Source organism: Chitinophaga sp., from assembly GCF_036566945.1.
Taxonomy (GTDB): domain Bacteria; phylum Bacteroidota; class Bacteroidia; order Chitinophagales; family Chitinophagaceae; genus Chitinophaga.
On the sequence record NZ_DATCVJ010000128.1, the window covers coordinates 1 to 6,873 of the forward strand.

Consider the following 6,873-nt stretch of genomic DNA (forward strand, 5'->3'; position numbering starts at 1 on the left):
TCCTTACGGCGCGCGACTTACTGGACCTTTACCTTCAAACCAAAGGAGGCAACCGGGAGGAGATCCGGGAAATCAGTGAGCGGCTGGGTGTGGATATCTTTGTTAATAACCCTGTAAGCAGCTACTCCAGCGGCATGCTCAAAAAATTGTCACTGCTGCAGGCCTTCACCGGCAACCCCGCCCTGATCCTGCTCGACGAGCCACTGATCACTATCGATACCCGCGCATTGGCCATCCTGTATGACCTGATCCGCACTTATAGCGCCAAAGGCGTTTCTTTTTGTATCACTTCCCACCAGCCACTGGATCCGGAAGAATTAACGGTAACGGGCACACTGAAAGTAGCTCATAAAAACATTACGCTCAGTTAATATGCGTTCCACTTCAGCGATACTCAGCAAAATATTTACCCAAAGGTTTTATGTGGAGAATACCGGATTTTTTCTCGTATTGTTCTACGTGTTGTTTGGCATCGTCAACGGCGCTAATCTTTTAAATTATCATAAAGGATTAATGCTCGGATTCCTGGGCAATTACTCTTTTCTTTTTATGGTGCTTCTGCTGTGGACTGCCTACGCATTAAAATGCAGTGGATTTATCCTGAAAACATTCCAATTGCAGGGATACGATTTTCTGTTCCCCACCATGGGCAGTATTCACAAACCAGCCCGTATGCGGCTCTGGTTCGTGCTGCACACCGCCATCTATATGCCGGTGCTGATATATGCAGGCATTGCGCTCCTGGTGGCTATTCAACAACATTACTATATACCCGCCGGTCTGATTGTGTTAGTGAATATCGCCAACTGCATATGGCCGTTAACGTTATATGAAAGAAAACTTACGCAACCGGATATTATCTTTTTTACCGGCCACCTGCAACGCTGGCTCAACCAGCATTTCACCAAACCGCCGGTACTGTTTTTTCTGTACGAACTATTCACCAGTTTTCCCCGGCGCATTGTCAGTGTGAAACTGGTTTCCACCAGTGTTTTGTGGCTCACCTTTCTCGTAATGCGACAGGGCGAATATTTTGACCTGCGCGGATTACAGATAGGCGTGATGGTGAGTGTGCTGGTACATATGCAGCTCATGGTACACCATCGTGCTTTTGATGATACCTATCTCAATTTCATGGAAAATCTCCCCATTAAATTAGTTACACATTATGGGCGGCTGATCGGTGTATATGTTATTATGTTTTTACCGGAGATGATGATGATTACGGTGAACGCCTATACGAAAACATCGGCCATGGGCCTCGTCACTGTTTTTGCTACCGCTTTGTCATTGCTCATCTTATTCCGTACCATGTTGTTTTTTCCGAAGATGAATCCTGAAGTACATGTGAGATATACCATGGTCACTTCTTTCATTGTATTATTCATGATTCTCGGACATTACGAATGGCCGGCTATTCTGTTGTTACAGGTAGCATCGGCCATTATCTTCTTTAAAAAATATCGTCAGTATGAACCTTATATAGAATCAGATTCCTGAAGCCATTTTATCACTCAGCCTGGCCAGGGAGTCCAGTAACTGCGGCAACTGTTTGATCAGGAGTTCATCCGTGAGATTGCCCGATTCATCAAATTTGTTTTGTGCATGGCCTATCATAATCTCCGGTTTATTCACCACATAAGCATTCAGAAATACCATCACCTGCCGTAAATGATACTGCATCCGTGCGGTGCCTATCTGCCCCTGCGAAGCACCCATGATGGCCACCGCTTTTTCACTGAAAGGTTTATCGGGATGCCGGGACACCACATCTATAGCGTTTTTCAGCGCACCCGGGATAGAATAGTTATACTCCGGCGAAACAATGATCACACCATCCGCAGCCTTGATTTTTTTGACCAGCGGCACTACTGATTCAGGTAATTGTTCTGTATGCAGGTCTGCATTGTATAACGGAATATCGTCAAAATGTACCTGCTCAATTTTTATGTGAGAGGGGGCCAGTTGCTGCAGCGCTTTTAGCGCCATGGTGTTATAGGAACCTTTACGGAGACTACCGGAGATAGCAATAAAATGATACTCTTTTTCAACAGACATATGCTCGTAGATTTTATGTCTACGAATATAAATTTTATTAACGGGAAAAAGGTGTTTAGATCCGTTTCTCCTTATTCACAAACTTGCGGTGAATGACTTCCTGTACAGGAATGCTTTCAATTTTACTTTCCAGCCAGGAAATAATATCCAGGTAAAGAAAGGAACGACGCTCATAAGGGTCTTGTGAAATCTGTTCCAGCCGCTGTTTCAGATCCACGAATGCATTACGCAACGCCTTCGGATTGGCATAAATATACCGGCGTAAAAACTTCATGATTTCTTCCATCACCAACCCAAGATCTTTGTGTTTGGAAATGAAATGATACACGGATTTAATCAGGTATTCTACCAGGCTGTAGTTCTCCAGCTCGTAATGCGCAATCAGGTGCAGGATGCGGGCAAAGCATTGTATATCTGCCCGCAGGTTGCCAATTTTTAAGTTGATGATTTTATTGAGATAAACAATGGCTTTGCTGTTATCTCCGCTACCAAAGTACAAACAGGCTATTTTGTAATAAAATACCAGCACCCGGTGCTGATCTATTTTCAATGTATGGTTGCTGATCTCTGTTTCCAGTTCCGGCACCATCGCCAAACCCTGACTGAAAGTACCTTCCAGGAAGTAACGGTTTATTTTGGCGGTATATAAATATACAAAAGCAGAGGTCCGGGTGTTCTCATGAAAATTGTCCTGATTTTCCCGGATAAAATCTTCCAGGTCCTGCAGGGCCGATTTGAACTTCTCGGAATTAGACGTGTAGAAATGAGCAGTCAGCAAATTATGCTGTGCTTTGATATACAGGTCCATGTCCGTTTGCTGCAGGGAAGGGTATTGGCGGAACAGGTCCACCCATTTCTGGGTATACCGGTAGTACATCACGAAGTCCTGTAAAATATAGTAATACCAGCTGGATGCCTGGTACATATACACTTTCTCATAAAAGCTCATATGGGCGTGCTGTAGCGCCGGCAACTGGCTTTCAAAAAATGATTTCACCATTTCACCATCGCGTTCATTCCGGGCATGCCCCAGTTTCAGGTACAGTCCATACATGCGTAACGACAGGGTGGAAAGGCGGCTGATGTTGGTGAGCTGTTGCTCTATCTGCCTGGATTCGGCACTCAGTACCTCGGCGCGGTTTTCCAGGCTGCGGGTGATATGCCGGGATTCTATCAGTTTCTCAAATTCCACAATTTCATACGTGAGCATTACCTCTTCCTGCTCCATCGCCATTGTTTTGGCTTTGGCCAGGATCTTCAGGCTCTGGTTGTAGAGCCCTTTATTGTAGAGTACCCGGGCATGATCCAGTTGCTCCCGGAGGTCGATGAGTGGGTCTTTTTGTTTATATAACTGCCGCAAACTGGACAACAGGTGCTTGTAAAGGTGTGCTTTTACGTTAGATAGCTGCTGTTTCTTGATATCGGTGACTTTCTTTAAGATCTGCTCTTCATCGTACTCCTTCATTTTGTCCAGCGTGGTGAAAAGCTGGATGAATAATACGTCTTCTTTGGTGTTGTTTTTATTGAACGCCAGCTGAAAATTGCGCTTTTCGGCTTTTGTAAGTGTTTTTATTAATATGAATAAGGCGTCACTTTGACTGTTGGGCATCGTTATTAAAATCTTGTAAATGACTGATAATCAATAAATTGATATGTATCCAGGGCTTTTAAAGGTTGTAATTAAAGCAAATTTAACGATATGGCAATTAATTAATGACCGTTAGATTTGAAGGTATAAACAATTCTAAAAGGAAGCAAAAGGATGGGAAAAACGTTATTTGATAAAATCTGGGATGGCCATATCGTGGTGAACAAGCCGGGGCATCCCGATGCCGTGTATATCAACACGCACTTTATTCATGAGGTAACCAGCCCCCAGGCATTTGATGGACTACGGAAGCGCGGCATCCCTGTATTTCGCCCCGCTAAAACCAGGGCCACCGCCGATCACAACGTGCCTACCTTACACCAGGATCAGCCCATTAAGGAAACATTAAGCCGTCAGCAGGTGGAAATGCTGACCAAGAATACCAACGAATTTGGGGTAGAACTGTATGGTCTGGGCCACCGGTTCCAGGGCATTGTGCACGTGATAGGACCTGAGCTGGGCATCACCCTGCCAGGCATGACCATTGTATGTGGCGACAGCCACACCAGCACCCATGGTGCTTTCGGCGCCGTTGCTTTTGGTATCGGCACCTCCGAAGTAGAACAGGTACTGGCTACCCAGTGTATCCTGCAATACAAGCCTAAGCGGATGAAGATTGAAGTGAACGGACAACTGGGAAAAGGCGTACTCTCTAAAGATATCATTCTATATATTATTGCTAAAATATCCGCTTCGGGTGCTACCGGCTACTTCGTGGAATATGCCGGAGAAGCCATCCGCAGTCTTAGTATGGAAGCGCGCATGACCATCTGCAACATGAGCATAGAAATGGGCGCACGTGGAGGATTGATTGCACCGGATGAAACCACCTTTGAATACATCAAAGGCCGTGAATTTGCGCCTAAAGGAGCCGACTGGGACCAATCCCTCGCCTTCTGGAAAACGCTGTACTCCGATCAGGACGCGGAATTTGACAAGGTACTCACCTTCGATGCAGCCGACATAGAGCCGCAGATTACTTACGGTACCAACCCCGGTATGGGCATGGGCGTAACCCGCCACATTCCTTCCCTGGAGCAGCTGGACGAAAAAGAAAGACCCTCTTTCAAAAAGTCGCTCGATTATATGGACCTCGAACCCGGCGCAGCACTGCTGGGCAAGAAAGTGGATTATGTTTTCATTGGCAGTTGTACCAACTCCCGTATCGAAGACTTACGCCTCGTAGCCGATTTCGTGAAAGGCAGAAAAAAGGCAGATGATGTAGTGGTATGGATAGTACCGGGATCTAAACAGGTAGAAGCACAAGCCATGGAAGAGGGGATCGATAAGATCTTCGCTGCAGCTGGTTTCCAGTTGCGTGAACCAGGTTGCTCCGCCTGCCTGGCCATGAACGAAGACAAAGTGCCTGCCGGCATGTATTGCATCTCTACCTCTAACCGCAACTTCGAAGGTCGTCAGGGGCCCAACGCCCGCACCTTCCTGGCTAGCCCGTTGACGGCCGCCGCTGCTGCGATTACCGGCAGGGTAACAGATGTAAGAGAGCTACTTTAGCTTTTAGCTAACAGGCTTCCTGGAGAGCATCAAAGAAACATGGCGTGCCTGTCGCACACCAACTGAAGAAACACTAACTGCTAACTGCTAAAAGCTAAAAGCTATATGGATCAATGGAACGCAGACTTATATAAAGCAAAACATGCCTTCGTGTTTGAATATGGCAACAGCCTGATTGACTGGTTGCAGCCGCAGGCCGGAGAAACGATCCTGGATCTGGGTTGTGGTACCGGTGAACTCACGGCGCAACTGGCGCAGAAAGGAGCGATCGTTACCGGTATAGATGCATCGGCTGCCATGATACAAAGCGCCGCTACTCATTTTCCTGACGTAGCTTTTAAAGTAGCAGATGCCACCACCTTTTCCTTTCCACAACAGTTTGATGGCATCTTTTCGAATGCCACCCTGCACTGGGTACGTGAAAAAGAAAAAGCGATTGAGCGAATGTACGCACAGCTGAAAAAAGGTGGCAGACTGGTGATTGAAATGGGAGGTAAAGGCAATGTACAACAGATCCTGATATCACTGGAAAAAGCCATGCAGCAACGGGGATATACGTACGAACCATTCTGGTATTTCCCTTCTCCCGCCGAGTATACCACCCTGCTGGAAAAAGCTGGATTTAAAATTGACAGGGTACACTTCTTCGACCGCCCTTCCAAACTGGTAAACCCGGAAACGGGCATCAGCGACTGGCTGGAGATGTTCGGTGGCCACTTCTTTGCCAATGTACCGGAAAAGGATAAAGGCGCCATCTTACTGCAGGTACAGCACGAGCTGGCCCCGCAGCTGATGAAAGAAGGTGAACTGTATGCCGATTATGTTCGCTTACGGGTAGCTGCCACAAAAATTTAAACAGTAAAATTCATCATGAGTAAAATATTTCAACACCTCGTTTCTTCTGCGGTACCTGTACCGATCGAAAATATAGATACAGATCAGATCATTCCGGCACGCTTTCTGAAAGCAACTACCCGCGATGGTTTTGGAGAAAACCTGTTTCGTGACTGGCGCTATGCGTCCGACAACACACCGAAAGCCGACTTTGTACTCAACAATCCTATCTACAGTGGTAAGATCCTGGTAGCAGGTAAAAACTTCGGTTGCGGTTCCTCCCGTGAACACGCTGCCTGGGCCATTGCAGATGCAGGTTTTAAAGTAGTAGTGAGTAGTTTTTTTGCAGACATCTTCAAAAATAACGCCCTCAATAACTTCATTCTGCCAATACAGGTATCTGATGACTTCCTGGATAAAATCTTCCAGGCGATAGAAGCAGATCCCAATGCTCAACTGGAAGTAGACCTCGAAAACCAGTTTATTAAAATCGTGAGCAGTGGCGAAAAAGAAGGCTTTGATATTAATCAGTACAAAAAAACATGCCTGCTGAACGGGTACGATGATATTGATTACCTGCTCAGTCTCCGCAAGGAAATTGAACAGTACGAAACCACAAGAACATTTAATTTCTAATAATAAAAGCCAAATCCTAAAAGCTACACACATATATGGGCGTTGAGAAGAAAATACTAGTAATACCCGGCGATGGGATCGGACAGGAAGTGACAGCGTGGGGCCAGAAAGTGCTGATGACCATTGCAAAAAATTATCATCACACTTTCACTTTCGAAGAAGGCATCATGGGACACGTAGCCATT

At 46.0% G+C, this 6,873-nt stretch carries 8 protein-coding genes; 6 read left to right on the forward strand and 2 right to left on the reverse strand.

What is annotated here, in order from left to right; translation table 11 throughout:
- Positions 1-371 (forward strand): ABC transporter ATP-binding protein (locus tag VIP81_RS03680; RefSeq protein WP_331957126.1); only part of this gene is annotated, 371 nt, incomplete at its 5' end.
- A 1-nt stretch (position 372) separates the two neighbouring features.
- The gene (locus VIP81_RS03685) at positions 373-1,500 is read left to right on the forward strand and encodes a hypothetical protein (RefSeq protein ID WP_331957127.1); all 1,128 of its coding nucleotides are present in this window, start codon (positions 373-375) and stop codon (positions 1,498-1,500) included.
- Here VIP81_RS03685 and VIP81_RS03690 read toward each other — a convergent pair.
- A complete protein-coding gene (locus tag VIP81_RS03690) occupies positions 1,489-2,058 on the reverse strand; it encodes an NADPH-dependent FMN reductase (protein ID WP_331957128.1) in 570 nt (189 codons plus the stop codon). The genes VIP81_RS03685 and VIP81_RS03690 overlap by 12 nt on opposite strands.
- A 55-nt stretch (positions 2,059-2,113) precedes the next feature.
- Positions 2,114-3,667 (reverse strand): hypothetical protein, encoded by a 1,554-nt coding sequence (locus tag VIP81_RS03695; protein WP_331957129.1) that lies wholly within the window; start codon positions 3,665-3,667, stop codon positions 2,114-2,116.
- Positions 3,668-3,820: 153 nt separating this feature from the next.
- Here VIP81_RS03695 and leuC point away from each other — a divergent pair, with 153 nt between their 5' ends.
- The 4 genes from leuC to VIP81_RS03715 all read left to right on the forward strand — a co-directional run.
- The gene (gene leuC / locus VIP81_RS03700; protein ID WP_331957130.1) at positions 3,821-5,218 is read left to right on the forward strand and encodes a 3-isopropylmalate dehydratase large subunit; all 1,398 of its coding nucleotides are present in this window, start codon (positions 3,821-3,823) and stop codon (positions 5,216-5,218) included.
- Between the two features lie 105 nt (positions 5,219-5,323).
- Positions 5,324-6,073 carry a class I SAM-dependent methyltransferase gene (locus tag VIP81_RS03705; protein WP_331957131.1) on the forward strand — a complete coding sequence of 250 codons (750 nt, stop codon included), beginning with the start codon at positions 5,324-5,326 and terminating at the stop codon, positions 6,071-6,073.
- A 15-nt stretch (positions 6,074-6,088) separates the two neighbouring features.
- On the forward strand, positions 6,089-6,688 hold the full coding sequence (gene leuD / locus VIP81_RS03710; RefSeq protein WP_331957132.1) for a 3-isopropylmalate dehydratase small subunit: 600 nt from the start codon (positions 6,089-6,091) through the stop codon (positions 6,686-6,688).
- Positions 6,689-6,723: 35 nt separating this feature from the next.
- Positions 6,724-6,873, forward strand: a 150-nt coding sequence (locus VIP81_RS03715; RefSeq protein ID WP_331957133.1) for an isocitrate/isopropylmalate family dehydrogenase, incomplete at its 3' end; no start/stop codon positions are given.